Source organism: Curtobacterium sp. YR515, assembly GCF_900113095.1.
GTDB lineage: Bacteria > Actinomycetota > Actinomycetes > Actinomycetales > Microbacteriaceae > Curtobacterium.
This window is the reverse complement of record NZ_FOOD01000001.1, coordinates 964,491-990,636: the sequence shown is the minus strand read 5'-3', so window position 1 is coordinate 990,636 and position 26,146 is coordinate 964,491. Positions and strand designations below refer to the sequence as shown.

The 26,146-nt window shown below is 71.9% G+C and carries 27 protein-coding genes; 19 read left to right on the top strand and 8 right to left on the bottom strand.

Features of this window, described 5'->3' with window-relative positions; genetic code table 11:
• Nucleotides 1–9: 9 nt before the first annotated feature.
• The 3 genes from BM028_RS04580 (at nt 10) to BM028_RS04570 (ending at nt 3,255) form a co-directional block, all read left to right on the top strand.
• A complete protein-coding gene (locus tag BM028_RS04580; protein ID WP_070419276.1) occupies nt 10–969 on the top strand; it encodes an alpha-ketoacid dehydrogenase subunit beta in 960 nt (319 codons plus the stop codon).
• A 41-nt stretch (nt 970–1,010) separates the two neighbouring features.
• A complete protein-coding gene (locus tag BM028_RS04575; RefSeq protein ID WP_092384790.1) occupies nt 1,011–2,600 on the top strand; it encodes a dihydrolipoamide acetyltransferase family protein in 1,590 nt (529 codons plus the stop codon).
• Between the two features lie 79 nt (nt 2,601–2,679).
• Nucleotides 2,680–3,255: a GNAT family N-acetyltransferase gene (locus BM028_RS04570; protein WP_092384788.1), complete on the top strand. Its 576-nt coding sequence runs from the start codon at nt 2,680–2,682 to the stop codon at nt 3,253–3,255.
• A gap of 41 nt (nt 3,256–3,296) precedes the next feature.
• On the opposite strand, the gene BM028_RS18450 is transcribed toward BM028_RS04570, so the two are convergent.
• The 5 genes from BM028_RS18450 to BM028_RS04550 all read right to left on the bottom strand — a co-directional run bounded on the left by BM028_RS18450 (nt 3,297) and on the right by BM028_RS04550 (nt 8,687).
• Nucleotides 3,297–3,458: a hypothetical protein gene (locus tag BM028_RS18450; protein ID WP_175495987.1), complete on the bottom strand. Its 162-nt coding sequence runs from the start codon at nt 3,456–3,458 to the stop codon at nt 3,297–3,299.
• Entirely contained in the window at nt 3,455–4,735 is a 1,281-nt protein-coding gene (locus BM028_RS04565; RefSeq protein WP_139219746.1) for an alpha/beta hydrolase, read from the bottom strand. Before BM028_RS04565 ends, BM028_RS18450 begins: the two co-directional genes overlap by 4 nt.
• Complete coding sequence (locus BM028_RS04560) at nt 4,732–6,771, bottom strand: bifunctional lysylphosphatidylglycerol flippase/synthetase MprF (protein WP_139219745.1); 2,040 nt, start codon at nt 6,769–6,771, stop codon at nt 4,732–4,734. The genes BM028_RS04565 and BM028_RS04560 overlap by 4 nt, the downstream gene beginning before the upstream one ends.
• Nucleotides 6,772–6,868: 97 nt before the next feature.
• Entirely contained in the window at nt 6,869–8,071 is a 1,203-nt protein-coding gene (locus BM028_RS04555; RefSeq protein ID WP_092384782.1) for a sensor histidine kinase, read from the bottom strand.
• A complete protein-coding gene (locus BM028_RS04550) occupies nt 8,064–8,687 on the bottom strand; it encodes a response regulator transcription factor (protein WP_217647220.1) in 624 nt (207 codons plus the stop codon). The genes BM028_RS04555 and BM028_RS04550 overlap by 8 nt, the downstream gene beginning before the upstream one ends.
• A 115-nt stretch (nt 8,688–8,802) precedes the next feature.
• On the opposite strand from BM028_RS04550, the gene BM028_RS04545 reads away from it, so the two are divergent.
• Entirely contained in the window at nt 8,803–9,549 is a 747-nt protein-coding gene (locus BM028_RS04545; protein WP_092384780.1) for a GntR family transcriptional regulator, read from the top strand.
• An 81-nt stretch (nt 9,550–9,630) separates the two neighbouring features.
• On the opposite strand, the gene BM028_RS04540 is transcribed toward BM028_RS04545, so the two are convergent.
• Together BM028_RS04540 and BM028_RS04535 are read right to left on the bottom strand one after the other, a co-directional pair.
• Nucleotides 9,631–10,083, bottom strand: coding sequence for a PTS sugar transporter subunit IIA (locus tag BM028_RS04540; protein WP_071295527.1), 453 nt, complete (start codon nt 10,081–10,083; stop codon nt 9,631–9,633).
• A complete protein-coding gene (locus BM028_RS04535) occupies nt 10,080–10,316 on the bottom strand; it encodes a PTS sugar transporter subunit IIB (RefSeq protein ID WP_022907163.1) in 237 nt (78 codons plus the stop codon). Before BM028_RS04535 ends, BM028_RS04540 begins: the two co-directional genes overlap by 4 nt.
• 178 nt (nt 10,317–10,494) lie before the next feature.
• On the opposite strand from BM028_RS04535, the gene BM028_RS04530 reads away from it, so the two are divergent.
• The 12 genes from BM028_RS04530 to BM028_RS04475 all read left to right on the top strand — a co-directional run bounded on the left by BM028_RS04530 (nt 10,495) and on the right by BM028_RS04475 (nt 20,864).
• Nucleotides 10,495–11,760 carry a PTS transporter subunit EIIC gene (locus BM028_RS04530; protein WP_070417148.1) on the top strand — a complete coding sequence of 422 codons (1,266 nt, stop codon included), beginning with the start codon at nt 10,495–10,497 and terminating at the stop codon, nt 11,758–11,760.
• A gap of 115 nt (nt 11,761–11,875) precedes the next feature.
• Nucleotides 11,876–12,787 (top strand): metal ABC transporter solute-binding protein, Zn/Mn family, encoded by a 912-nt coding sequence (locus BM028_RS04525; RefSeq protein ID WP_071303397.1) that lies wholly within the window; start codon nt 11,876–11,878, stop codon nt 12,785–12,787.
• Nucleotides 12,784–13,665: a metal ABC transporter ATP-binding protein gene (locus BM028_RS04520; RefSeq protein WP_092384778.1), complete on the top strand. Its 882-nt coding sequence runs from the start codon at nt 12,784–12,786 to the stop codon at nt 13,663–13,665. The genes BM028_RS04525 and BM028_RS04520 overlap by 4 nt, the downstream gene beginning before the upstream one ends.
• Complete coding sequence (locus tag BM028_RS04515) at nt 13,665–14,612, top strand: metal ABC transporter permease (RefSeq protein ID WP_092384776.1); 948 nt, start codon at nt 13,665–13,667, stop codon at nt 14,610–14,612. Before BM028_RS04520 ends, BM028_RS04515 begins: the two co-directional genes overlap by 1 nt.
• Complete coding sequence (locus BM028_RS04510; protein WP_070417146.1) at nt 14,609–15,022, top strand: Fur family transcriptional regulator; 414 nt, start codon at nt 14,609–14,611, stop codon at nt 15,020–15,022. The genes BM028_RS04515 and BM028_RS04510 overlap by 4 nt, the downstream gene beginning before the upstream one ends.
• A gap of 10 nt (nt 15,023–15,032) precedes the next feature.
• A complete protein-coding gene (locus tag BM028_RS04505) occupies nt 15,033–15,728 on the top strand; it encodes an alpha/beta fold hydrolase (protein ID WP_092384774.1) in 696 nt (231 codons plus the stop codon).
• Between the two features lie 425 nt (nt 15,729–16,153).
• Nucleotides 16,154–16,390, top strand: coding sequence for a 50S ribosomal protein L28 (gene rpmB, locus BM028_RS04500; protein ID WP_022903747.1), 237 nt, complete (start codon nt 16,154–16,156; stop codon nt 16,388–16,390).
• Nucleotides 16,390–16,560: a 50S ribosomal protein L33 gene (gene rpmG, locus BM028_RS04495; protein ID WP_022908193.1), complete on the top strand. Its 171-nt coding sequence runs from the start codon at nt 16,390–16,392 to the stop codon at nt 16,558–16,560. Before rpmB ends, rpmG begins: the two co-directional genes overlap by 1 nt.
• A 2-nt stretch (nt 16,561–16,562) precedes the next feature.
• Entirely contained in the window at nt 16,563–16,868 is a 306-nt protein-coding gene (rpsN, locus tag BM028_RS04490) for a 30S ribosomal protein S14 (RefSeq protein WP_070417144.1), read from the top strand.
• Nucleotides 16,869–17,156: 288 nt separating this feature from the next.
• Nucleotides 17,157–17,444: an HU family DNA-binding protein gene (locus tag BM028_RS04485; RefSeq protein ID WP_022908191.1), complete on the top strand. Its 288-nt coding sequence runs from the start codon at nt 17,157–17,159 to the stop codon at nt 17,442–17,444.
• A 166-nt stretch (nt 17,445–17,610) separates the two neighbouring features.
• Nucleotides 17,611–19,545 (top strand): bifunctional copper resistance protein CopD/cytochrome c oxidase assembly protein, encoded by a 1,935-nt coding sequence (locus tag BM028_RS04480; protein ID WP_092384772.1) that lies wholly within the window; start codon nt 17,611–17,613, stop codon nt 19,543–19,545.
• On the top strand, nt 19,542–20,864 hold the full coding sequence (locus BM028_RS04475) for an ATP-dependent DNA helicase (protein WP_070417142.1): 1,323 nt from the start codon (nt 19,542–19,544) through the stop codon (nt 20,862–20,864). Before BM028_RS04480 ends, BM028_RS04475 begins: the two co-directional genes overlap by 4 nt.
• A gap of 111 nt (nt 20,865–20,975) precedes the next feature.
• On the opposite strand, the gene BM028_RS18445 is transcribed toward BM028_RS04475, so the two are convergent.
• Nucleotides 20,976–21,428: a DUF4383 domain-containing protein gene (locus tag BM028_RS18445; protein WP_175473751.1), complete on the bottom strand. Its 453-nt coding sequence runs from the start codon at nt 21,426–21,428 to the stop codon at nt 20,976–20,978.
• A 340-nt stretch (nt 21,429–21,768) separates the two neighbouring features.
• Here BM028_RS18445 and BM028_RS18440 point away from each other — a divergent pair, with 340 nt between their 5' ends.
• The 3 genes from BM028_RS18440 to BM028_RS04455 all read left to right on the top strand — a co-directional run bounded on the left by BM028_RS18440 (nt 21,769) and on the right by BM028_RS04455 (nt 26,057).
• Nucleotides 21,769–22,563, top strand: coding sequence for a phosphatase PAP2 family protein (locus tag BM028_RS18440; protein WP_175495985.1), 795 nt, complete (start codon nt 21,769–21,771; stop codon nt 22,561–22,563).
• 96 nt (nt 22,564–22,659) lie between these two features.
• Nucleotides 22,660–25,104, top strand: a complete 2,445-nt coding sequence (locus BM028_RS04460) for an Ig-like domain-containing protein (RefSeq protein WP_175495984.1) — start codon at nt 22,660–22,662, stop codon at nt 25,102–25,104.
• Entirely contained in the window at nt 25,101–26,057 is a 957-nt protein-coding gene (locus tag BM028_RS04455; RefSeq protein WP_092384764.1) for a DUF4436 family protein, read from the top strand. The genes BM028_RS04460 and BM028_RS04455 overlap by 4 nt, the downstream gene beginning before the upstream one ends.
• The last annotated feature ends 89 nt before the right edge of the window (nt 26,058–26,146 follow it).

The following is a 26,146-nucleotide window of genomic DNA, read 5'->3' as shown; positions in this document are numbered from 1 at the left end:
ACCCTGACGATGGCCAAGGCGCTCAACGCCGGGCTCGCCGCCGCGATGCAGGCGGACGACAAGGTCCTGCTGATGGGCGAGGACATCGGCGCACTCGGCGGTGTGTTCCGCATCACCGAGGGCCTGCAGGAGAAGTTCGGCCCCGAGCGCGTGCGGGACACCCCGCTCGCCGAGGCCGGCATCATCGGCACCGCGATCGGCCTGGCCCTGCGCGGCTACCGCCCGGTCGTCGAGATCCAGTTCGACGGCTTCGTCTGGCCGGGCTTCGACCAGATCACCTCGCAGCTCGCGAAGATGGCGAACCGGCTGCCGGCGCACATGTCGCTGCCCGTCGTCATCCGCATCCCCTACGGCGGCCACATCGGCGCCGTGGAGCACCACCAGGAGTCGCCCGAGGCGTACTTCGCGCACACCCCGGGTCTCCGCGTGGTCAGCCCGAGCACGCCGAACGACGCCTACTGGATGATCCAGGAAGCAGTGGCCTCGAAGGACCCGGTCGTCTTCCTCGAGCCGAAGTCGCGCTACTGGCCGAAGGGTCAGGTGGACCTCGTCGACGGGCACGTCCCGATGCACACCACGCGCGTCGCCCGCACCGGCACCGAGGTCACCCTCGTCGGCCACGGCGCGATGGTCGCCACGCTCATGCAGGCGGCGGAGATCGCCGAGGGCGAGGGCACGAGCTGCGAGGTCATCGACCTCCGCTCGATCTCGCCGATCGACTGGGAGCCGCTCCTGGCGTCGGTCCGGAAGACCGGTCGTCTCGTCATCGCGCAAGAGGCCTCCGGCTTCGTCAGCGTCGGCAGCGAGATCGCCGCGACCGTCGCCGAGAAGGCGTTCTACACGATGCAGGCACCCCCGCTCCGGGTCTCCGGGTTCGACGTCCCGTTCCCGGTGTCGAAGCTGGAGCACCTGCACCTGCCGGACGCCGACCGCGTCCTCGAGGCCGTCGACCGCGCCCTCGCCTACTGACCTCCCTGTCCGAGCTCGACCAGAACGCCGAAGGAGCCGTAGTGGCCGTCGCCGAATTCCCCCTGCCCGACGTGGGTGAAGGCCTCACCGAGGCCGAGATCGTGCAGTGGCGCGTCGCGATCGGTGACGAGATCACCGTCGACCAGGTCCTCGTCGAGATCGAGACGGCGAAGTCCCTCGTCGAGCTCCCGTCGCCGTTCTCCGGCACCGTCACCGGCCTGCTCGTCTCCGAGGGCGACACCGTCGAGGTCGGCAAGCCGATCATCCGCGTGGAGTCCGACGCGCAGGTCGCGTCCGGTGCGCCGGTCGCCGGCCCAGGAGGCGCGGCACACGTCGACCAGAGCGTCCCGACCTCGCCGGACGTCACCGCCACCCCGCCGGCACCGGCCGCCCCCGCCGCCCCGGTCACGCAGACCCCCGCCGCACCCGCGCCGGTCAGCGTGCCGACCCCGCCGCGGGCCGCGGCGCCGGCGCCCGCTCCCGCGCAGCCCGCAGTCGCGCCCGCCCAGCCGGTCGCCGTCGACGCCTCCGTCGTCGGAACGGACGAGTCCTCCGGTGCCGTCCTCGTCGGCTACGGCTCCGCGACCTCGTCGCCGTCCCGCCGGAAGCCGGGCGCCCGCCGGGCCGCAGCGCTCGCGGCCGAGGCGAGCCGCGCCTCCAGTGCCGACGCCGCTGCAGCGGCCGAAGCCGCCACCGATCCCGGTGAGGAGACCACCGCCGAGGCGATCTCCGCCCTCGGGTCCGGCTCGGCGCGCAAGCACGGCGTGGCGACCAACGTCCTCGCGAAGCCCCCGATCCGGAAGCTCGCGAAGGACCTCGGCGTCGAGCTGAGCGAGATCGTCGCGACCGGCCTCGCGGGCGAGGTCACCCGTGACGACGTCATCCGGCACGCGAAGCAGGCCAGCGTCTTCCGCAACATCGAGACGCCCGAGTGGGGCGACGTCCGCAGCGAGACGATCCCGGTCAAGGGTGTCCGCAAGGCCATCGCGACCGCCATGACCACGTCGGCGTTCACCGCACCGCACGTCTCGCTGTTCGTCGACGTGGACGCCACCCGCACGATGGAGTTCGTCAAGCGGCTGAAGTCCTCGCCGACGTTCGCGGGCGTGAAGGTGTCGCCGCTGCTCCTCGTGGCGAAGGCCGTGATCTGGGCGGTCCGCCGCAACCGTTCGGTGAACTCCACCTGGACCGACCGCGAGATCATCGTCCACCACTTCGTGAACCTCGGCATCGCCGCGGCCACCCCGCGCGGCCTCATCGTGCCGAACATCAAGGACGCGCAGGACATGTCCCTGCTCGAGCTCGCCCAGGCCCTCGAGCAGCTCACCCTGACCGCCCGCGACGGCAAGACCACCCCGGCGCAGATGGCGAACGGCACGGTGTCGATCACGAACATCGGCGTGTTCGGCATGGACACCGGCACCCCGATCCTCAACCCGGGCGAGGTCGCGATCGTGGCGATGGGCACGATCAAGCCGAAGCCGTGGGTCGTCGACGGCGAGGTCCGGTCGCGCATGGTGACGACGATCGGCGCCTCGTTCGACCACCGGGTCGTCGACGGCGACGTGGCGTCGCGCTTCGTGCACGACGTGGCCTCGGTGCTCGAGGAGCCGGCGCTGCTGCTCGACTGACCGCCACCGCCGTTGCGGACTCCCGCATTCGTCGCGTGGTGTTCACACGGATGTCGGTGGGCGGCGGGATGATCGAGGCATGGTCCACCAGCTCCTGATGCCCTCGCAGGAGATCCGAACGGATCGCCTCCTGCTCACCCCGCTGTCACCGGCGGACATCGACGACGTGCACGCGGTCTTCTCCGACGCCCGGACGTGGACCCACCTCCCCGCGGGACGGCACGCGGTGCGGGCCTCGACGGTCGACCTCGTCCAGCGCAAGATCGGCGGCCGGGCACGACACGGGCTCGGCTCGTGGGCGGTCCGCGCCGTGGCCGACCACGCGTTCCTCGGCGTCGGTGGCGTGGACATGACCGCGGCTGGGGTGTGGAACCTCGGCTACCGGTTGGCACCGGCGGCGTGGGGCAACGGCTACGCGACGGAGATCGCGCTCGCTGCGGTGGCTGCCGCGGCGGACGTCGCTCCCGACGTCGCCGTCACCGGGCGGGTGCTGACGAACAACCCGGCCTCGGCGGCCGTGCTCGACCGTGCGGGGCTGCAGCTGGTGTGGCAGGGCTCGACGTCGTCGACGCTGCCGGACGGTGTCGAGCGGCAGGTCTGGGCCGACCGGGCGCTGTCGCGGACGCAGCGGGCCTGGCTCGTCGCGAACGCCTGACCCGCACCGGCAAGGAGCCCGACGGCCCCGAGCCGCACCGGTCAGGAGCCCAACGGCCCCGAGCCGTCGTCCCCGGTCGCGAGTGCAGCAGCCCCCACGCAGAGCAGCAGGAGCACGGCGGCGACCGGCGTCACGGCGACCGGCCCCACCGTCAGCAACAGCACCGCGACGAGGGCGACCACCGCCAGCACGACGGGCCTCACCCGAGGGCCCCGAACAGGGTGTCGGCCTCGTGCGGCAGCTCCGTGCGCAGCGACCACTGCACGGTGTTCCAGTCGTGCCCGCTCCCCGGCGCGAACGCGACCACGGTGTCCGCGCCGGCCGTCCGGGCCGCACTGCCGAGTGCCCGGGCGTTCCGGCTGAACTGGTGGTCGGCGGACCCGGCCGTGAGCCAGAGCGCGTGACCGCCGAGGCCGTTCGCCCGCATCTGCGCGATCGGGGCGGCGGCCTTCCAGCGGTCCACCGACCCACCGAACGCCAGGTCGGCACTGTGCCGTGGGTTCTGGTCGATCGGCTGCAGTTCGCTGGAGATCGCCAGTGCGGCGCCGAACGACCCCGGGTGGGCGGTGACGAACTGCATCGCGCAGGTCGCCCCCTGCGAGAACCCGACGAGGCCCCAGGCGTGCGGGTCCGGCGTCGCGGGGAGGTGCGCTGCGATCCAGGCGGGCACGTCTTCGGTGACGTAGGTCGCGGACTTCCCGAGCGTCGAGTCGACGCACATCGGGTTCCGACCGGGAGCCGACAGCTGGTCGACGGACACGACGATCGGTGCCGATCCGTGGTGCGCGGCCGCGTAGGCGTCGAGCACGGTCCCCATCTGCCCGGCGGTGAACATGTCGCTCGGCGCCCCGGGCTGCCCGGCGAACGCGAGGACGACCGGCAGGCGTGCCGGGTCGCGGACGAGCGCGGCCGGCGGCAGGTAGACGACGGCGGGGCGGGCCGGGAAGCCGGAGCGGGTCCCGGGGATGTCCACAGTCCGGACCTCGCCGTGCGCCGGGAGCGCGGCTGCTGGGGCCGCGTGCAGGTCGAGCGCCGGGTACGGGTCGCTCTGCACCACGGTGCCGAGGGTCGGGTACTTGGCGAACTCGACGTTCACCCCGAGTGCGGGGACGAGCAGCGCCGCCGGGACGAGCACGGCGGCGAGCACCCGGCGGCCGCGACCGCCCTGCACGATGCCGGTGACCGCCAGGGCGAGTGCGGCGGTGGCGATCGCGACCCACATCCGCGTGACCGGACTCAGGGCGACGCCGAACAGGTTCAGGACGTCGCTCAGGACCCAGCAGACGAGGAGCACGGCGACGGCGGCCCCGACGGCGACCACCGCGCGCAGCCGGACGGCCCGCCAGGCGGACCCGGACCGGGTGTGCCGGAGACCGGGAATCAGCACCGCGACGGCGAGCACCGCGAACGCGATGTCCACCGGGACGAGCTTCGACGGCGCCTGCAGCTGGGTGGCGAGCAGCCACTCGGTCGGACTCACGAGCGCGCCGCACCCGCGGCACGGGCCTCGGCCACCGCTCGGGCGTCCGCCGCCGCACGGTGCGCCTGCCGGAGCGCCCACAGGTGCTTCGGCCGCAGGCCCGGCACGTAGGCCGACGCCAGGGCCCGGGCGACCCGCGGCACGTGCAACGGCGTCGGGACGACCAACCACAGGGGCTCGTGCCGCGCGCCGAACTTCTCCTTGAAGCGCTGCAGCGACCGGAACCCGTACACCGGCTCGAGCACGCGGGCGAGGAGCACCGACCCACGGACGACCAGCGACCGGGCCCCGGCGTGGGCGGCCAGCGGCGTGCCGGAGAGGCTGATCGTGGTGAGGCCGGCCTCACGGGCACGGAGCGCGGTCCGGGCGATGAGGAACTCCATCACCCCGGGCATCCCGTCGTCACCGCGGCGCATGACGTCGAGCGTGTAGCCGGTCAGCGCTCCCCGCTCGTGGACGGGCAGCCAGCTCGTGACCGCGGTGACGTGCCCGTCGGCGTCGACGGCGAGCATGAGCCGGACGTCCGGGTCGTCGAGCTCGCGGAACCCGCCGAGCGTGAAGCCCATCTCCGGCAGACGCCGATCGGCGGCCCACCGCGTGCAGATCGCCTCGACCTCGGCACGACGGCCGGCGTCGAGCGCGTCGAGGGTGGTCCACTCGTCGCGGACACCCTCGCGGTCGGCCCGGTTCGACGCGGTCCGGAGGTCCTGCCGCTTCTTGCCGCGCAGGTCGAACGTCGTCACGTCGAGCACGCACTCGACCCCCACCGGCAGCGCGGTCCACCCCTCCGCGCCGAGGATGGCGCGGACGGGTTCGTGGACGCTCGTGAACGCGGGCACCCAGCCGTTGCGTTCGCAGAACGCGGTGAAGCCGGCGAGGACATCGGCGCGGTCGGCGGTGGCGCACGCCGGGTCCGAGACGGCGAGGGCGACCTCGCCGCGCACCCGGTAGGCCACGGCGCCGCTTCCGTCCGGGTGGGTCCAGGTCGCGTTCCCGCGCCAGGTCCCCATGTGCCCGAGGGTCCCGGCGTCGCCGTCGCGGAGCATCTCGACGAGGTCGTCACGGCGGGCACCGGCGGCCCGGAACCGCGCCCGGACGAGCCGCGGTCGGAGGAGGAGCACGGCGAGCAGCACGGCGGCTGGCACGATCCACGCGCCGAGCAGGGTGACCTGCCACTCGATCGCGTCGAGTCCGAGCCCCTGCCACTGCACCGCGTCGTCCTTGACCGGCTCGATGAGGAAGACGTCGGCGAGCACGACCGTGAGCGTCAGGAGCACGCCGATCGCCAGCGCGATGCCCGTCCGGCGACCGCGGTGCACGAGCCACGCGGCCAGGAGCAGCAGCACCCCGACGACGACCACGGAACGGTCCGGCATCGCGTCGGCGAACGGCGAGAGCACGCCGTCCGGGTCCGGCACGATCGGGGTCACCAGGGTGCCGGCACCGAGCGCGATGAGGGCGCTCACCACGACCGTCCGTGCGGGGACGCGGGTGGTGCGGCTCTGGGGCCTGGAGGCGCGGCGCACCATCCACGCGCCGGCTGCGGTCCCGAGCAGGGTCGCCAGGGCGCGGGCCAGGTCCGACCCGTGGCCCGCGAAGAGCACGAGGGTCAGCACCACGGTCCAGAGCGCGGCGCGCGTTCGCCAGCGGCGCTGCGCGGGCACCGCCGCCGACGCGGCCCCGAGCAACGCGGCGGCGACGACGGAGGGGGCGAAGAGCGGCTGTCCGACGGCGAACTCGGCGTGCGCCTCGCCCAGCGCCGAACCGATCGTGACGGTGAGGAGGGTCGCGAGGACCCCGAGCAGCGGCGCGCCGACCCCGATCACGAGGGTCCGGATCGATCCGAGGGAGCGCTCGGCGAGGACGGTCGTCAGGACCACCGCCACGAGGGCGAGACACGCGACGGGCGGGTGGTGCGGGAAGTCCGGCTCGGAGTGCGCCATCCGTGCGGTCACGACGAGCGCGACCGCGACCACCGCCACGGCGACGGAGACGGGGGATCGACGGAGTCGTCCGAGGAGCGCTGCTGGTGCCACGGTCCCATCCCAGCCGATCGCCCCCGCCGGGGCATCGCTCCACGGCGTGAACCGCGATGGCCGATCGGCCAGGCCGGGCTGGCTCCGAGGATGACCGTCAGACCGCCCGGGCAGCCGGCACGTGCTCCACCGGCAGCCGCAGGTGCAGCGCGAACCCGTCGTCCGGCTGCGGGCCCGACTCCATGCTCCCGCCGAGGAGCGACGCCCGCTCCCCGAGCCCGATCAGCCCGAGCCCGGACCCCGGCAGTTCGAGGCGTTCGGATCGCGCCGGGCCGTTCACGACGTCGACGAGGACGTGCTCGCCGTGGATCCGACCACTCACCCGCACGGTCGCGTCGGGGGCGTGCTTGCGGACGTTCGTCAGCCCCTCCTGCACGAACCGGTAGACCGCGCGCTGGAGTGGCTGGGCGAGGGTGTCCGGCAGGTCGACGGTCGTGCTCGTCTCGAGCCCGCTCTCGGCGATGAGCCGGGGGAGGTCGGTGAGCACCGGCTGGGGCGCGATCTCGCGGTCGGTGCCGCCGGAGGCGCGGAGCACCTGCACCATCTCGCGGAGCTCCTGCAGGGTGATCACGCACAGCTGCCGGATCGTCCGGGCGAACCCGCGCTCGGCCTCGTCGCGGCCGGCCATCTGCATCGCGCCGGCCTGCACCGCGATCAGGGTCACCTGGTGCGAGACGACGTCGTGCATCTCCCGCGCGAGCAGCGCCCGCTCGCGGGACAGGGCGACGGCCGCGGCCTGCCGGCGTTCGTCCTCGCGGGCCCGTCGGGACTCGACGAGCTGGTCGGTCAGCCGCGCACGGGTCTGCACGAGCAGCCCGACGGCGAGCGGTCCGAGCGCGAAGATGAGCGCGTAGACGACGGACACGACGATCTCGTCGAGGGTCTGCGGTGGCCCGACGAACCCGCTGAAGCCGACGAACTGGACCAGCGCGGCGAGGAGCATCAGCCACCGGCGGCTCGTGCGCTCCCCGAGGGTGAACAGCGCCACGCTCGCCGCCACCACCGCGGAACCGACGAACAACCCGGGCACCGTCAGGGCGAACGCGAGCACGGGGAAGCGACGACGGAGCAACAGGGCGGCCGCCGCGAGCAGCGACAACCACGTCTCGAGGGCGGTCGCTCCGGAGATGTCGAGCACGGCGTCCGCGACGGCGGCGGCGATGAACAGGGCGTCGACCAGCCACCACGGTGCACGGTGGGTGCGCGCCCACCGCAGGCCGACGTCGACGAGGCGGTCGAGCCTCCCGTCGGTCGCCGCGAGCACCCGCCGGACGCGCCCCGACCGCTGCGCGTCAGCCATCCAGGAGTCCCGCCTCGGCCGCGCGCAGCGCGAGCTGGACGCGCGTCGGGACGCCGAACGCGGCGAGCAGCGACCGGATGTCCTCCTTGACGGTCCCGGTGCTCACGCCGAGCCGTCGGCCGATGTCCGGGTTGCTGACGCCGTCCGCGACGAGCCGGAGCACCGCGTGCTCGCGATCGCTGACGGACGGCGCGGGGGCTGCCGGACGTGCCGCGAACAGCCGGGTGCGGTCGACGCCCGGTGCCAGGACGACCCCGCCGCGGGCGAGGACCCGGACGTACTCGGCCAGGCCCTCGGGGTCGGTGTCCTTGAGCAGGAACCCGGCGGCGCCCAGCTCCATCGCCCGGCCGACGTACTCGTCGGTGTCGAAGGTCGTGAGCATCGCGACCGCCGGTGGTTCGGGGAAGGCCTGCAGCTCGCGGAGGACCTCGAGGCCGTTCACCCGCGGCATCCGCACGTCGAGGAGCACGACGTCGGGCGCGTGCGACCGGATGACCTGCACGGCGTCCACGTCCCCGGTGGTGGCGACGACGTCGATGTCCGGTGCGGCGCCGAGGATCAGCTCGAAGCCGTAGCGGACGAGCGTCTCGTCGTCGACGATCACCACGGTTGTCACGCGCGTCATCTTGTCATGCACGTTGGCGTTCCGAGGGGGACTCGCTACTGTGGCAGGCACTGGTCATGTCCGCGCATGACCACCCGCACGACCAGCGACGGAGCACGAGGACCGCATGACGAGCCGGATCACCGAGGGTGCCGAACCGAAGCACCAGCAGCTGCGGCGCATCCTCCTCGAGCTCGCCACGGTCCGGCTCGCACCCGGGGCGGCGATCCCCTCGGAACGCCAGCTCATCGCCGAGTACGGGGTGTCCCGGATCACCGTGCGCGAGGCCCTCGGCCAGCTCGTGAACGAGGGCTACCTCGAACGCGTGCGCGGCAAGGGCACCTTCGTGGCGCACCGCCCCGTGCAGTCGACGCTGCACCTGGCGTCCTTCACCGAGGAGATGCGGGCGATGGGGCACGTGCCGACGACCGTCGTGCTCGTGCGCGAGGAGCGGGTCCCGCCGTCCGACACCGCCGCGGCCCTGCGACTCGACCCCGACGTCGCGGCCTTCCACGTGAAGCGCCTGCGCATGGCAGACGGGGCGCCGGTGTCGATCGACGACGCCTGGCTCGTCGCGGACGCGTTCCCCGGGTTGCTCGAACACGACCTGTCCGGGTCGGTCTACTCGATCATCGCGACCGAGTACGGCACGCCGATCGACCGCGCGCAGCAGACCGTCGCGGCGAACCCGGCGGCGGATGACGTGGCGACGCTGCTCGGCACGAAGACCGGGGCGCCGCTGCTGGAGTTCGACCGGGTGTCCTACGCGGGGGAGCGCCCCGTCGAACACACGCGGAGCTGGTACCGCTCGGACCGGTACCGGGTGCAGATGGAGGTCACGGCGACAGCGGCGCACGCGGTCGCGGTCGCGTAGAGCGCAGTTCTTCGCGCTGAGCGACACCTCACGGCTCGTCGCGGCCGTGAGGTGTCGCTCAGCGCGTGGGAACGCTCCGGCTCAGACCTCGAACAGGGTGTCGCCGTCGCGCACCGTGGTGCCGACCGCGTCCTGCGCGATCGAGTCCGGCGCGGAGCCGAGCACGACGACCGGGCAGATCGGCGAGTAGCCGGCGGCCGAGATCACCGAGGGGGTGAACCGGACGACCGGGTCGCCCGCGACGACGGTGTCACCCTCGGCCGCGACGAGCTCGAAGCCCTCGCCCGAGAGCTTCACGGTGTCGATGCCCACGTGCACGAGCACGTCGGTGCCCGCGGCGCCCTGCAGCGCGAACGCGTGCGGGTGCAGCTTCACGATCGTGCCGTCGACCGGCGCGACCGCCGTGACGGCACCCTCGACCCCGGTCGGGTCCACCGCGACGCCGGCGCCGACGAGCTGCCCGGCGAACACCGGGTCCGGCACGTCGGCGAGCGAGACGACCGGGCCCTGGAACGGGGTCCGGACGGCGGTCACAGCTCGTCCTGGATGTCCTGCGCGAGGTTGTCGGCGATCGGGCCGACGATGACCTGCCAGCCCGTGCCGCCACCGACGACGGCCTGTGCGCCAGCGGCCTTCAGTGCGTCCTTGTCGACGAGGTCCCCGTCCTCGACCTCGACGCGCAGGCGCGTGATGCAGCCCTCGACCTCGTCGATGTTCTCGGCGCCACCCAGCGCGGCGATGATGTCAGCGGCCTTGATGTCAGCCATCGTTTCCTCCTCGTTACGAAAACGCGTGCCGGGTTGACAGGCGTGTGGTCGCGGTTCAGACTACGGAACTGGTCATGACCGGACAGGACCGGACCTGGCGACACCGCCGAGGTTACCTGCGCTGACTGTACGACTCAACTCACCCCGACAGCTCCACCCAACGACGAGAGGACCTCCGATGAGCACCACCACTGCCACGGATGTGCCGGAGAAGAAGACCCCGAAGAAGCAGTCGCGCGTCTTCGCCAATGCCCAGCGCCTCGGCCGGAGCCTGCTCCTGCCGATCGCGGTCATGCCGGCAGCGGGCATCCTGCTCCGCCTCGGCCAGGCCGACATGCTCGGAGCGATCCCCGGCTTCGAGAAGGGCGCGACGATCATCGCCGCCGCCGGCAACGGTGTCTTCACCTGGCTGCCGCTGCTCTTCGCCGTCGGCATCGCGATCGGCTGGGCGAAGAAGTCGGACGGCACCACGGCGCTCGCCGCGGTCGTCGGCTACATGGTCATGTACCAGGTGTTCGCGGCCATGTCCCCGATCGTGCTCGACGGCGTGAAGGACGCGAACGGCAACCAGGCCACGATCAACTTCGGTGTCCTCGGCGGCATCGTGATGGGGCTCGTGTCGGCGTTCCTGTGGGAGAAGTTCCACCGGACGAAGATGCCCGACTTCCTCGGCTTCTTCTCCGGGCGCCGCCTGGTGCCGATCCTCACCGCGGTCGCCGGTCTCCTCATCGCCGTCGTGATGTCGTTCTTCTACCGGTACTTCGACATCGCCCTGACCGCTGCCGGCCAGGCCGTGGCGGACAACGCCGTCATCGGCGGTGGCATCTTCGGGTTCGTCAACCGCATGCTCATCCCGATCGGGCTGCACCAGCTGCTGAACTTCTTCCCGTGGTTCCAGCTCGGCAGCTTCACCACCGGCGGCACGACCTACCACGGCGACATCGCTCGGTTCCTCGCCGGCGACCCGACCGCCGGCATCTTCCAGACCGGCTTCTTCCCGATCATGATGTTCGCCCTGCCGGCCGGCGCCCTGGCGATCTGGCGCAACGCCAAGCCGCAGAACCGCAAGCTCGTCGGCGGCATCATGCTCTCGGCCGCGCTCACCTCGTTCGTGACCGGCATCACCGAGCCCCTCGAGTACTCGTTCATGTTCGTCGCGTTCCCGCTCTACATCATCCACGCGGTCCTCACGGGTACCTCGCTGGCGCTGGTGAACGCGCTCGGGATCCACGACGGCTTCTCGTTCTCGGCCGGCGCGATCGACTTCGTGCTGAACTTCGGCAAGGCGGACGGAGCCATCTGGCTCATCCCGATCGGCCTCGGCTACGCGGTGATCTACTACTTCCTGTTCAGTTTCGTGATCAAGAAGTGGAACCTCCGCACGCCCGGGCGTGAGGACGACACGATCGCGGAGAACACGATCGAGGCGGCCACGAAGCCGTAGTCGTCACCATGCAACGGACTGGAGGCGCGGTGCCGGCTGGCACCGCGCCTCCCGTCCGTCAACCGGCTGATACTGGTTTTGACAACCGTTATCAACTAGCCCTACGCTCGTCGACATGCACAACCGTCTCCTCGCCCTGCCGCTCGTCGTCGGCGCCGCCGCGCTCGCCCTGACGGGCTGCGCGACGTCCTCCGCCTCCGGCGACGCCTCGGGCGACGGCACCGTCCGGGTCGTCGCCTCCACCAACGTCTACGGCTCGATCGTCGAGGCGATCGGCGGCGACCACGTCTCCGTCACGAGCATCCTGGACGACCCGTCGCAGGACCCCCACTCGTTCGAGTCGAGCGCCACGACACAGCTCGCGGTGTCCAAGGCCGACCTCCTCATCGAGAACGGCGGCGGGTACGACGACTTCATGACGACCCTCGCCGACGCGTCCAGCACGAAGGCGGACACGATCAACGTCGTCGAGCTCTCCGGTCTCGACAAGGGTGGCGACGCCGAGTTCAACGAGCACGTGTTCTACAGCTACCCGACGATGGTGAAGCTCGCCGACGACGTGGCGAAGCGCCTCGGCGACCTCGACCAGGCGGACGCGGACACCTTCACGAAGAACGCCGACGCGCTGACGACGAAGCTCGAGGGGCTCGAGGCGAAGACGGCCGAGCTCGAGAAGACGTACGGCGGCGAGAAGGTCGCGTACACCGAGCCGGTCCCGGGGTACCTCTTCGACGCGATCGGCCTCGACAACGTCACGCCCGACGCCTTCTCCGAGGCGATCGAGGAAGGCGACGACGTGCCGCCGGCGGCGCTCAACGACACGCTCAAGCTGTTCACGAACAAGACCGTGAAGCTCCTCGCCTACAACGACCAGACCTCCAGCCCGGAGACGGAGGAGGTCAAGAAGGCCGCCGACGAGAACGGCGTCCCGGTCGTCGGTGTCACGGAGACGCTCCCGAAGGGGGAGGATTACGTCTCGTGGCAGCAGGCGAACATCGACCAGGTGCAGGCGGCGCTCCAGAAGTGACGACCGTCTCCCACCCGACGACCGAGCGGACCGCCACTGCCCCGGGCAGTGGCGGTTCCGCCGTGCTCGAACTCCGCGACGCCGGGCTGTCGTACGGCTCCCGTGCACTCTGGTCGCACCTCGACCTCGACCTGGCGCCGGGCGAGTTCGTCGCGGTGCTCGGGCCGAACGGGGCGGGCAAGACCTCGCTCCTCCGCACGGTCCTCGGGCAGCAGCGGCTGACGAGCGGCACGATGTCGTTCCTCGGCCAGCCCGTCCGGCGCGGGCACCGCAAGATCGGGTACATCCCGCAGCAGCGCCTGATGGACGCGGGGACCCCGCTCCGGGCGCGGGACATGATCGCGCAGGGCGTGACCGGCTCCCGGTGGGGCATCAAGCCCGCGAGCCGTGCCGAACGGTCCCGGGTCGATCGCATCCTCGACGAGGTCGGCGCCACCGCGTTCGCGGACGCCCCGGTCGCCGAGCTGTCCGGCGGCGAGCAGCAGCGCACCCGCGTCGGGCAGGCCATCGCCGCCGACCCCGCGCTGCTCCTGTGCGACGAGCCGCTCATCTCGCTCGACCTCCGGCACCAGCGCGGCGTCACCGAGCTCATCGACCGGCAGCGTCGGCAGCAGGACGCTGCCGTGCTGTTCGTCACCCACGACGTGAACCCGATCCTCGACGTCGTCGACCGGGTGCTGTACATCGCCGGCGGGCGGTTCCGGATCGGATCCCCCGACGAGGTCCTCCGCACGGACGTGCTCTCCGACCTGTACGGCACCCCCGTCGACGTCGTCCGCACGATGGGGCGGATCGTCATCGTGGGCGCGAACGACGCGCACGACCACCACTGCGACGCGGACCCGAACGCCGTGACGCCGGACGACGGGCGGATCTGATGGACATCTGGTCGCAGGTCTTCTCCTTCCAGGACTACGGCGAGCTCGTCGTGCTCGTGCAGAACTCGATCTGGGCCGGCGCGGTGCTCGGCATCGTCGGCGGGCTCATCGGGCCGTTCGTCGTCGCCCGGAACATGCCCTTCGCCGTGCACGGCATCTCGGAGCTCTCGTTCGCGGGCGCCTCGGCATCGCTGCTGCTCGGGGTGAACGTGGTGACCGGGTCGCTCGTCGGGTCGGTGATCGCGGCGCTGCTCATCGGGCTGCTCGGGTCGAGGGCGCGGGACCGCAACTCGATCATCGCCGTGCTCATGCCGTTCGGCCTCGGCCTCGGCATCCTCTGCCTCGCGCTCTACAAGGGCCGCGCCGCGAACAAGTTCGGCCTGCTCACCGGGCAGATCGTCTCGGTCGACAACCCGCAGCTGACGTTCCTCGTCGTCGTCGCCGCGATCGTCGTCGTGACGCTGCTCGTGATCTGGCGCCCGCTGATGTTCTCGTCGGTCGACCCCGACGTGGCCGCCGCCGCCGGGGTGCCGGTCCGGACGCTGGCGCTCGTGTTCATGCTCGTGCTCGGACTCGCGACCGCGGTGTCGGTGCAGATCGTCGGCGCGCTGCTCGTGCTCTCGCTGCTCGTCACCCCCGCGGCCGCTGCACTGCGCCTCAGCTCCCACCCGGTCGTCGTCCCGGTCCTGTCGACGGTGTTCGCCGTCGTCTCGGTCGTCGGCGGCATCCTGCTCGCCCTCGGCGGGGGGCTCCCCATCAGCCCGTACGTCACGACGATCTCGTTCGTGATCTGGGTGGTCTGCCGGATCGTCGGCGGACGCAAGGACAAGCGCGGACGCGACCGGATCGTGCGCCGTGACCAGCGTGACGGAGGCGCACCGCGCCTCCAGGCCGACGACGCGGACCACCGGTCCACCGCCGGCCGGAAGGAAGGAGCGACCGCATGAACGCCGTGCAGAAGCCGAAGCGGAACACGTGGCAGCGCGAAGCGGTGCGCACCGCGTTGTCCAGCACCGAGGGGTTCGTCAGCGCGCAGGCGTTGCACCAGCACCTGCGGGACGACGGCTCCACGATCGGACTCGCAACCGTCTACCGGGCGCTCTCCGACCTGGCGACCGAGGGTGACGCCGACTCGCTGCAGCAGGACGGTGAATCGCTGTACCGCGCGTGCACGACCGACGCGCACCACCACCACCTGATCTGCCGGAACTGCGGCCGCACGGTCGAGATCGAGGCGGACCCGGTGGAGCGGTGGGCGCAGGAGGTCGCGGCGGCGAACGGGTTCACGAACGCCAGCCACGTGGTGGACATCTTCGGGGAGTGCGCGTCCTGCACGGCCGCGCGCACCGGCGCGTAGTCTCCGCCTCATGCACGTGATCCTGGTGCCCGGCTTCTGGCTCGACGCGAGCGCCTGGGACGAGGTGGCCCCGGTGCTCCGAGCAGCGGGCCACTCGGTCGAGGCGGTCACCCGCGACGGCGACACGCTCGACGAGCAGGTGGCCGCCCTGGTCGAGCTGCTCGACGACGTCGCGACGCCGGACGAGCCCGTGGTGCTGGCGGGACACTCCGGCGCGGGGCCGATCGCGTACATGGCGGCCGACCAGCGGCCCTCGCTCGTCGCGCACCTGCTCTACGTCGACACCTTCCCGGGGCCCGAGGGCGGCTGCGTCAACGACGAGCTGCCCGTGGTCGACGGTGTCGTGCCGCTGCCCTCGTGGGACGTGTGGGAGCCGGCGACCGTGCGGGGGATGACACCGGCACTGCGGTCGGAGTTCGAGCACCGCGCGATCCCGGAGCCCGCCGCGGTGCCGTCCGACCGGTTCCACTACGCCAACGCCGCGCGGCACACGATCCCGGCGACGGTGATCACGTGCGAGATCCCGGCGGCGGACCTCGCGACGATGGTGGCCGACCACCAGGCCTGGGCAGCGGAGCTCGTGGCGACGGAGGAGCTCGCGATCCTGGGGCTCGAGACGGGGCACTGGCCGATGTTCACGGCGCCGCGGGAGCTCGGCGAGCTCATGGTGCAGGCGCTGGCGCCGAGGCCGGCCGAGGCGCCGTAGCGCGGGGCGCCCCCGGGGCGCCCTGCGCGCCGGCGCGCCCGCGGGGCGCCGCGCTCACTTGGTGAGCAGAAGGTGTCGGGTGGCCGACCGTGACCCGACCATTTCTGCTCACGAACGCGCCCGCCGGGGGTGGGGCGCGCCTCCAGGGCGACCCACGCAGCTGCGGCAGTTTGCGACACGCCCGGTCGTCGCGTAGTCTTGACCCTTGGTTCTCCGCGTCCGCGCGGCGAGCCCAGTTGTTCCAAGCCCTCCGACCGTCGCGTACGCCGCGGTCGCGCGGTGTCCACGGCCCCTTCGACAGGGATCGCGGGCCTGGGCGGTGCGCACAACCCCCTCGCTCCGTCGCTCGGCGACGCAGCGCGTGCGCGCCAGGCAAGTGACCTTGGGTGCGGCCGTCCGGTCGCACGGTACCTCAGGAGGAAACCATGGCAGCAGTGTGCCAGGTGACCGGAGCCACCCCCGGCTTCGGACACAACATCTCGCACTCGCACCGCCGGACGAAGCGTCGCTTCGACCCGAACGTGCAGAAGAAGACGTACTACGTGCCCTCGCTTCGTCGTAACGTCACGCTCACGCTCAGCGCGAAGGGCATCAAGGTGATCGACGCACGCGGCATCGAGTCCGTCGTCAAGGATCTCCTCGCCCGTGGGGAGAAGATCTGATGGCCAAGAAGGGTCAGGACGTTCGTCCGATCATCAAGCTCCGCTCTACGGCGGGCACCGGGTTCACCTACGTGACCAAGAAGAACCGTCGCAACAACCCGGACCGCCTCGTGCTGAAGAAGTACGACCCGGTGATCCGCAAGCACGTCGACTTCCGTGAGGAGCGCTAAGCATGGCGAAGAAGAGCAAGATCGCGAAGAACAACCAGCGCGCCGAGATCATCGCGCGCTACGCCGAGCGTCGTCTCGAGCTGAAGAAGGCCCTCGTGGACCCGAACGGCTCCGACGAGTCGCGTGAGGCCGCCCGCGTCGGCCTGCAGAAGCTCCCGCGCGACGCGTCGCCGGTCCGCTACCGCAACCGCGACGCCATCGACGGTCGCCCCCGTGGCCACCTCGGTGAGTTCGGCATCAGCCGTGTCCGCTTCCGCGACATGGCCCACCGTGGCGAGCTGCCGGGCATCACGAAGAGCTCCTGGTAAGCACCAGCTTCCGCGGACGCCCCGTCACCCCAGTGGTGGCGGGGCGTTCGCCGTTCCCGGGCCGTTTCGGGGGACATCTTCGTCACATCGGTCACTTCCGCCCCTCCAGTACCCCGACAACCCCGGAAATCCGGGCGAGTCGGCTGGTTTCGTCCCTGGTGGCTGGTACGTTCGACTCCGGTTCCGCAGGGTCTCGCGCCCACCGGCACCGTGGCACGGAGCACCCGCTCCGGGCGCCGGACGAGAAGTCGTCCGACCGATACTGCAAGAAGTCCGAGGAGGACATCCATGGCTGACAAGTCCCTGAACCGCACCGAGCTCGTCGCTGCCGTCGCCGCTGAGTCCGGCCAGAGCCAGGCCACCGTCAACGGCGTCGTCGACGCGCTCTTCTCCGTCGTCTCCGGCTCGGTCGCCGACGGCACCAAGGTCACGATCCCCGGTTGGATCGCCTTCGAGAAGACCCACCGTGCCGCCCGCACCGGCCGCAACCCGCAGACCGGCGAGGCCATCGAGATCGCCGCGAGCGACTCGGTCAAGGTCAGCGCCGGCTCGAAGCTCAAGGCTGCCGTCAAGTAAGACTGCTCCCGCGCCACGAAAGGGACGGCTTCGGCCGTCCCTTTCGTCGTTCCCGGCCTGCGTTGGGTCCGTGGTCGGTCCTCCACATCCAGGAGGCGCGGATCGCCCTCCACAGGTCCCCCCGCTCGATTCCGTGGCCGGGTGGGGCAGCGCCTAGGCTTGACGGGTGAATCGGATCGCGCGCATCGCCGGCCCCGCCGTGCTGCTGCTCGTCGGGTTCGTGTCACTCCTCGTCGCCCTCGTCATCGGGGGCGGCGCGAACGCTGCGCTCATCGCCGACCCCGGCGCCGTCGTCCGGTTCGGCTTGCCGATCGCCCGACTGGTGGTCGACCTCTCCGCCGCGGCCGCGATCGGTGGTCTCGCACTCGCGACCGTCGGGCTGTCCCGCACCGCGCCCGAGTGGAACCGCGCGATCGACGTGGCCGCCGGTGCGGCGGGTGTCTGGACCGTGTCGTCGGCCGTGACGACGTTCTTCACCTTCCTCAGCGTCGCCGGCTCGAAGATCAGCATCGACGAGCAGTTCGGGCAGTCGATGGGGGTGTTCCTCACCGGGACGGACCTCGGCCTCGCGTGGCTCGTCACCGTCCTCGTCGCCGCGGCCGTCACGGTGCTGTGCTTCGCCGTGCGCTCCCGCGGGATGGTCGCCCTGACCGCGGGCGTCGCGATGATCGGGCTCGTCCCGCTCGCCCAGCAGGGGCACGCCGCGGGCACGGCGAGCCACGACGCGGCCGTCACCGCACTCGGGCTGCACCTGGTCGGCGCCGCACTCTGGGTCGGCGGACTCGTGATGCTCGTGCTGTTGCGCCCGGTGATCGACGGCGACCGCCTGGCCGTCGTCGTCGGGCGCTACTCGAGCATCGCGCTCGGGTGCTTCGTGCTCGTCGCCGTGTCCGGTGTGGCCTCGGCGCAGATCCGGGTCGGGGCGCTCTCGAACCTCTTCACCGCGTACGGGGTCCTGGTGCTCGTGAAGATCGCGGCCATCGTCGCGATGGGTGTGCTCGGGGTCGTGCAGCGTCGACGGGCGATCCGCGCGCTCAGCACCGCCCCCGAGCGCCGTCGTCCGTTCTGGTTCCTCGTCGTGGCGGAGCTCGCCGTGATGGGCGTCGCCAGCGGGTTCGCCGCGGCACTCGGCCGCACCGCGACCCCCGTCGACCAGGTCGCGCTGAGCAAGACCACGAACCCGTCGCCGGCAGAGTTGCTGACCGACGACGCCCTGCCGCACGCTCCGGGTGCCTGGGGATGGTTGACGGCGTGGAACATCGACCTGTTCTGGCTGATGGCCGCTGTCCTGCTCGCAGCGACGTACACCGCCGGCATCGTCCGCCTGCGTCGCGCCGGTGTGCGCTGGCCCGTGCGTCGGACGGTCGCCGCCGGCATCGCGATCGTCTCGCTCGTCGTCGCGACGTCGGGCTCGCTGCACACCTACGACCGCTTCCTCGTGTCCGCCAACGTCGGGTCGCACGTGCTCCTCGGGCTCGTCGTGCCGGCGCTCGTCTGGGCGTCGGCACCCGTGCAGCTCATCCGTGCCGCCGTGCACCCCCGCGACGACGGCAGCACCGGTGTCCGCGAGTGGACGGGCGTCCTGGTCGACAACCAGGCGGTGCGGTACCTCGTGCAGCCGTTCCCGGCGTTCCTGTTCCTGGCGGCGGCGTGGTGGGCGTTCTTCGTGACCGACGCACTCCGGTGGTCGGTCAGCGACTCGACGGGCCGCACCGTGATCGACGTCGGGTTCCTGCTCGTCGGGCTCCTCGCCGTCCCCACCCTGCTCACGCCGATCGCGGTCGGCGCCCGGCGCGCTTCGATGCCCGCGGCGCTCGTCCGGATCGCCGGGGCGGTCGTCGTCGCGGCCGGTCTGGTGTCGCTCGGCATCGCGATGCGCGGGCCGCTCGGGCTCCTGCAGGCGTCGTGGTTCGGTGCGATGGGCCGGACGTGGGGACCGGATCCGCTCGTCGACCAGGCCCGCGCGGGCGCGCTGCTCGTGGTCGCCGGTGTCGCCGTCGTCGTGACCGTCGTCGTGGTGGTGCTGGTCCGGGTGCGCCGCGCCGTGGCGGAGCCCGCCGTCGACGGACCGCGCAGCGACGACCGGGTGGCGACCCGATGAGCGTCGAGCTCAGTGCCGAGCAGCGGGCCGTCTTCGAGTACATCGAGCACACCCGCGACCACGTGTTCATCACCGGGCGTGCGGGGACGGGCAAGTCGACGCTCCTGAACCACCTTTCGTGGAACACCGAGAAGCAGGTCGTGATCTGCGCGCCGACCGGTGTCGCGGCGCTGAACGTCGGTGGGCAGACGATCCACTCGCTCTTCCGCCTGCCGATCGGGCTCATCGCCGACGCTGAACTCCGGCAGGGGCCGGACACCCGCAAGCTCCTCAACACGATCGACACCCTCGTGATCGACGAGGTCTCGATGGTGAACGCCGATCTCCTCGACGCGATGGACCGCTCGCTGCGCAAGGCCCGCGGGCGTCAGTTCGAGGCGTTCGGCGGCGTGCAGGTGGTCATGTTCGGCGACCCGTACCAGCTGCCGCCGGTGCCGGGCGACGGGGACGAGCGCGCGTACTTCACCGACCACTACCGCTCGATGTGGTTCTTCGACGCCAAGGTCTGGCTCGAGGCGGAGCTCAACATCGTCGAGCTCGCGACCGTCCACCGGCAGCGCGACGATGCCTTCGCCGCGATGCTGACAGCCGTGCGGCACGGGCGGGTGACAGCGGACGTCGCCGGGCAGCTCAACGCGGCGGGCGCCCGACCCGCCCCGGACGACGCGATCACCCTGGCGACCCGGAACGACACCGTGGCGCGCATCAACAAGGCCGCGCTCGACCGGCTGCCCGGCAAGGTGCGGACCGCGCGGGCCGACGTCAACGGCGACTTCGGCGGACGGAACTTCCCGGCGGACGAAGCCCTCGAGCTGAAGCCCGGCGCGCACGTGATGTTCCTGCGCAACGACCCCGACCAGCGCTGGGTGAACGGCACCCTCGGGGTCGTGCAGACGATCCGCGACACCGTGTGGGTGGACGTCGACGGGGAGTCGTTCGAGGTCCAGCCGTCGGTGTGGGAGAAGTTCAAGTACTCCTACGACGCCGACAAGAAGGAACTCAAGAAGGACACCGTCGGCGAGTTCCAGCAGTTCCCGCTCCGGCTCGCGTGGGCGGTGACGATCCACAAGTCGCAGGGCAGCACCTACGACCGGGCGGTGGTCGACCTCGGCAACCGGGTGTTCAGCGCCGGGCAGACGTACGTGGCGCTGTCACGGCTGACCTCGCTCGAGGGGCTGTACCTCACGCGTCCGCTGCGGCCGCAGGACATCATCGTGGACCTCGACGTCCGGCGGTTCATGTCCGAGGCGCCGCGGGTGGTGGCGACGGAGCTCGAGGCGGCTCCCGCTCCCGCCCCGGACGCCGACGACGGCGACTGACCCGCCCCCGCGCGACGGCCCAGGCGCGCGGCGGCCCGGGCGCGCGACGGCCCGGACGCACGACGCCCCGCCGGCCACGAGGGGCGGGCGGGGCGTCGGGGACGCGCGGGATCAGGCGCGAGCGGTGTCCGCACGCAGCGCGCGGAGGTTCTCCTTGTCGGCGCCGAACGCCGTGAGGAGCAGGATGACACCGACGATCGCGTGGAAGACGTTGTCGGTCGTGTTGAGCGCGAACACGTTCGCCGAGGTGTTCACGAACACGAAGCCGTAGACCGCGAGCACTACGAGGACGGCGCCCACGAGCACGTTCGCGTTCCGCGACCCGATCGTGTTTCCGAGCCCGACGATGAGCAGCACGGCCGCGAGCAGGACCCACAGCAGTGCCAGCGGCGGGTTGACGCCGAACGCGTTCCAGAGCATGCCGCCCTTGCGGCTGAAGAAGCCGGGGTCGCCGTCGGCGGCGAAGAAGAACCCGAGGATGCCCCAGATGAGGAGCAGCGCGCCCACGGTGAGCGCGAGACCGCGGTTCGGGGAAGCGGTGATGCTCGGTTCCTTGATGGCCACTTCGGTTTCCTCCTCGTACGCAGCCGACGCCGTGTACGTCGGTCCGGCGATGCGCGCCGGTGCGTTCGCCCGCGCGCGGCCGGTCGGTGCGTTGCCGGATCCGAAGGTCGCTGTCCCGCGGTTCCCAGGCTCCGACCGGCGTCCCAACGGTATCGTGTCGGACCCCGACCGTCCGAATCGCACGCGCGTGAACAGGCGTGCCACGACACCGACGAACAGCACCCCGAGGAGGACCAGCCCGGTGACCCGAACGCCCGAACGCAGCGCACCCGAGTCGCGTGGACCGAGCGTCTCACGGCGGTTGCGGTGGGGACTGTTGTCGGCTCTGGGGTTCGTGATCGTGCCTCTCGTCTACGCGGTGGCGGTGCTGACGCCGGTGGGGCAGCGGGTCGAGGACGCCGCACTCGGCGGGGTCCGGGAATCCGACCTGTTCTCGTCGGACACTGCCCTGAACGTCATCTCGGTACCGGTGATCCTGTTGCTCGTGGTCGTGATCGCCGCCGTCGCGCTCGCGCGGCGCCGGCTCGCAGTGGGGCTCGGAGCCGGTGTCGTCGTGCTCGCTTCGGCGGCCACCTCGACGCTCGTCAAGCGTATCGCCGAGCGCCCGGAGATCGCCCAGTCGACCACGCCGAACTCGTTCCCGTCCGGTCACGCCACGATCGCCCTCGCCGCCCTGTTCGCCGTGCTCATGGTCACGCCGCGTCGGTTCCGCCCGCTCGTCGTGATCGTCGGCGCAGCCTACGCGGTCTTCGTCGCGAACCAGACCGTGGTCTACGGCTGGCACCGGGTCAGCGACATCATCGGCGCGTGCGCGATCGCGCTCTTCTGGGTCGGGGCCGTCCGGGCGTTCGGACCACGGGTCGACCGTGGCGCGCGCGGCGACCGCGACGGACACCGTGGTCCGCGTCGGTTGGTGACCTGGGTCCTCCTCGTCGCCACCGGGGTGACGTTCCTGGTCGGTGTCGCGGCGCTCGTGTACGGCATCTCGGGCGGGGCACACGACCACCGTGCGATCCTCGTCGCGGGCCGGATGGCGTCGAGCGCGAGCGTGCTGGCCGTCGTGACGATCGTGTGGATCGCCGACGGCATGCACCACGCGGCGCGGACGGACTCCGAGGCGCTCCCGGGCCGGTAGCCATCGCATCCGTAAGGGTTACAGGCCTGTAACGCCTCCGGACCCGACGGCCGTTGGCCGACTAGCGTCGTCCACACGCCGGCCTCGGGAGCCGGCGTGGACGGGGAACACATGCGGGTGGAGCACACCCCGACGCGGGCACGTCGGGTCCGTGGCACCGTCGCCGCTGCCCTCGGGGCGCTCCTCGTCGCCACCGGGGTGCTCGTCCCCGCGACCTCCGCATCCGCCATGGTCCAGGTCCCGAACGGGCCGGCCGACGAAGGAACACCCGGTGGTACCGCCACAGCGATCGTGCAGAACAAGAGCGCCGGCACCGGGACCTGGACGATCACTGCACCGCCCAACACGACGATCACGGCGGCGCAGTCGGTGCCCGCTCCCGGCCTCGGTCTGTTCACCTGCACGCCGACGAGCGGTGGCCAGCAGGCGGCGTGTGGCACGAGCACGTGGGGCATCGACAACCAGGTCGCCATCACGGTGACGATCGATCCGGCGTCACCACTCGGGACCTTCTCGGGGTCGTCGAGGATCGACCCGTTCGAGGCCGCCGCGCCCTACTCGATCACGGTCGTCGCGCCCCCGGCCCCCGCTGCCCCCACCATCACCGCCCCGCCCGCGGGCGACGAGTCGATCGCGACGCAGCCGACGATCACCGGCACGAAGGTGGCCGGTGCGGCGGACACGACGGGAACCACCCTCGCGGCCACGATCGACGGCGAGCCGCTGTGCACGGTCGACCCGGCGACGACCCCGGACTGGTCGTGCACGCCGACCGAGCAGCTCGCGGTCGGACAGCACACCGTCAGTGCGACGCAGACGGACCGCTTCGGGCAGGTCTCCCCGGCGGCGACGAGCACGTTCACGGTCCTGGCGCCCGCCGGCCTCAGCGTGACCCAGGCCGGTGCGACGCAGCTCTACGCGGGCTTCCCGGCGATCCGGACGGTCACACTGGCCAACACCGGCGAGGGCGAGGCGAGAGGCGTCCTCCTCACCGCCGACACCGGCGGCCTGCAGGTCCCCGTGTGCGAGGTCGACGGCGCCACGATCGACTGCGCCGGCCTCGCCGCCGGGGTCGACCTCGGCACGATCGCTCCCGGCGACCGGCACGTCCTCCGGCTGATGGTCGCCGCCCGGTCCGGGACCGTCCCCGCGTCGGCGTTCACCGTCACGGCCCGGGCGTCCTCCACCACCGCGGCCGTCTCGCCCGTCGAGTCCGGCAGCACCCTCCGCACGATCGCTCCCGGAGCGCCGGTGATCACCGCTCCGGGCAACCGCACGTCGACGACGGACCGCGCACCCGAGGTCCGTGGCCGCGGCGTGATCCCGAACGCGGTCGTGACCGTCCGGCAGGGCGAGACCGTGGTCTGCACGGCCACCGCGACGCGGGCCACCTCCTTCGCCTGTACGCCGGAGCGCGCTTTCGCCCTCGGTGCGGTCGCGCTGACGGCGACCCAGACGTACGGGGGCGTCGAGTCCGCGCGCGCGTCGACCGCCTTCACCGTGACGGTCGCGACGCCGGCCCCTCCAGGAGGCGCGGGTGGCCTCCCCGGCACCGGCGGCGGTTCCACGGGCGGTTCCGGCGGCGTCGGTGGCGGGACCGCGCCGACCGCGCCGAGCACGCCCGGCAGCCTGAGCACGGGAGCCGGGAGTGGTTCCGGCGCCGGCCAGGGGGGCGGGTCGGGAGACACGGGCGGCAGCACCGGTCCGTCGTCGCCGCCCTCGACCGCACCGCCCGCGCCGGGGGAGAGCGCCGGCAACGGCAACGGCAACGGCACCGGCGGTGCTGGCGCGGGCAGCGGCGGCACGGACGACGGTCCCCTCGCGATGGACCTCCGCTTCGGCACGCAGCGCATCGTGCCCGGCACCGCGGCCGACATGCGGGGCACGCTGGGCCCGAACGCCTCCGGGGCGACCGTCGCGATCACGTTCGAGGCCCGGATCACCACCGGCATGGTCTACCGGAACGTGAACGTCGAGGTGGACGACTCCCCGCTCGACTGCACCGTCGCCACGAGCTCGTTCTCGTGCATGATCCCGCTCGACCCCGGGCAGCAGGCGGACGTCGACGTCCGGGTGTACGCCGACCCGGTGAACGCGCCGGACACCGCCGTCCAGCAGATCTCGCTCGCGTCGAACCGGGCGTCGCAGTCCAACGCGATGACGGTGACCACGGCCGTGGCGAAGGGCGAGACCGAGGCGTCGCAGCTGGCCGACCAGATCACGACCTTCAACGCGACGGAGTTCCCCGGTGCGATGGTGCCGCTCCTCGCGATGCTGCTCTTCGCGCTCGCCGCGACCGTCGTCGGCCGGCGGGCCACGAGCGGCCCCGCCGCAGCGGCGACCGCCTCGCCGACCGGGTCCGGTCCGTCGGACCCGAGCCGCGCCTCCAGTCCGACCGCCGCACCGACCGGTCCGAGCGCCGCACCGACCGGTCCGAGCGCCGCACCGAGCGGTCCGACCGCCGCACCGAACGGTCCGAGCGGCCCCGCCACCGACCCGAGCCGACCCACCACCGACCCACCGTCCGGGAGCAACCGATGACCCACACGACCGACGCCCCGACCGACGCACCCGGCGCTCCCGGCGCCCCGACCGCGAAGCGCACCCGGAGGAACCCCGCGCCGGTCATCCTGCTCGTGGCGGTGGTCCTCCTGGCCGTGTACTACGTCGTGATAGGCCTCTCCGGAGCGCTCAAGACGACGACCGCCGTCCCGGTGAGCGGGTCGAACAGCCAGTCCGGCGACTACATGACGCTGCGGATGAGCGTGCAGGACGTCGACCTCTCGAACCGGGTGATGCAGGCGAACGTCCTGCCGATCCCGCACGGCTCGTTCGAGGGCGAGAAGGCCGGCGAGATCTCGCAGCCGCTGCGCATCGAGGTCTCGAGCGGCGGGGTGACGACGAGCGTCGTGACGTTCCCGGGGCAGTCGGTGGTGGACGCGACCTCGTTGACGCTGACACTCGACCGGGGCGACACCTCGTACCCGTTCGACCAGCCGTTCGCGAACTTCCAGCTGAGCGTGCAGGACGACGACTCCGGGGACGCCGTGCCGTTCGAGGTAGACATGTCGAACTCCGCCCGGCCGTGGGTGATGAACGCCGAGCGGAGCGCCGCCGAGGTGCAGAGCGACCGCACCCTCGTCCCGATGCAGATCGACGGGCACCGGGACACCCTGAGCGTCGTGATCGTGTCGTTCTACATCATGGCGATCCTGTTCACGACGCTGATGGCCGTCGTCACGATCGGCAGCGCGATCCTCCGGCGGAAGCTCGAGTTCGCGAACGTGATCTGGCTGAGCGCCACGTTGCTGTCGTTCCCGGCGCTGCGGTCGGCGATGCCCGGCGCCCCGCCGATCGGGACGACGCTCGACTTCGTCTTCCTCTTCCCCTGCCTGGCGCTGGTGGCGATCATGTTCGTGTGGACCGGCGCGTACATGCTGTGGCGGGAGTCGAAGGTGCTGCGGAACCGCGTGCTGGACGACGACGCCGCGTAGTCGCCGCTGGCGGGAATGCCACGGCCTGCGCTACGTTGTACCGAGCAAGTCGATGCAAACGCATCGAAATCGCAGGCGGAGGGACTCCG

Bases quoted from the DNA above. Each gene is read 5' to 3' on its own strand.
- BM028_RS04580 (WP_070419276.1), top strand. From the start codon at position 10: ATGGCCAAGGCGCTCAACGCCGGGCTCGCCGCCGCGATGCAGGCGGAC.
- BM028_RS04570 (WP_092384788.1), top strand. From the start codon at position 2,680: ATGGTCCACCAGCTCCTGATGCCCTCGCAGGAGATCCGAACGGATCGC.
- BM028_RS04555 (WP_092384782.1), bottom strand. From the start codon at position 8,071: ATGGCTGACGCGCAGCGGTCGGGGCGCGTCCGGCGGGTGCTCGCGGCG.
- BM028_RS04545 (WP_092384780.1), top strand. From the start codon at position 8,803: ATGACGAGCCGGATCACCGAGGGTGCCGAACCGAAGCACCAGCAGCTG.
- BM028_RS04535 (WP_022907163.1), bottom strand. From the start codon at position 10,316: ATGGCTGACATCAAGGCCGCTGACATCATCGCCGCGCTGGGTGGCGCC.
- BM028_RS04530 (WP_070417148.1), top strand. From the start codon at position 10,495: ATGAGCACCACCACTGCCACGGATGTGCCGGAGAAGAAGACCCCGAAG.
- BM028_RS04525 (WP_071303397.1), top strand. From the start codon at position 11,876: ATGCACAACCGTCTCCTCGCCCTGCCGCTCGTCGTCGGCGCCGCCGCG.
- BM028_RS04515 (WP_092384776.1), top strand. From the start codon at position 13,665: ATGGACATCTGGTCGCAGGTCTTCTCCTTCCAGGACTACGGCGAGCTC.
- BM028_RS04510 (WP_070417146.1), top strand. From the start codon at position 14,609: ATGAACGCCGTGCAGAAGCCGAAGCGGAACACGTGGCAGCGCGAAGCG.
- BM028_RS04505 (WP_092384774.1), top strand. From the start codon at position 15,033: ATGCACGTGATCCTGGTGCCCGGCTTCTGGCTCGACGCGAGCGCCTGG.
- rpmB (WP_022903747.1), top strand. From the start codon at position 16,154: ATGGCAGCAGTGTGCCAGGTGACCGGAGCCACCCCCGGCTTCGGACAC.
- rpmG (WP_022908193.1), top strand. From the start codon at position 16,390: ATGGCCAAGAAGGGTCAGGACGTTCGTCCGATCATCAAGCTCCGCTCT.
- rpsN (WP_070417144.1), top strand. From the start codon at position 16,563: ATGGCGAAGAAGAGCAAGATCGCGAAGAACAACCAGCGCGCCGAGATC.
- BM028_RS04485 (WP_022908191.1), top strand. From the start codon at position 17,157: ATGGCTGACAAGTCCCTGAACCGCACCGAGCTCGTCGCTGCCGTCGCC.
- BM028_RS04475 (WP_070417142.1), top strand. From the start codon at position 19,542: ATGAGCGTCGAGCTCAGTGCCGAGCAGCGGGCCGTCTTCGAGTACATC.
- BM028_RS04455 (WP_092384764.1), top strand. From the start codon at position 25,101: ATGACCCACACGACCGACGCCCCGACCGACGCACCCGGCGCTCCCGGC.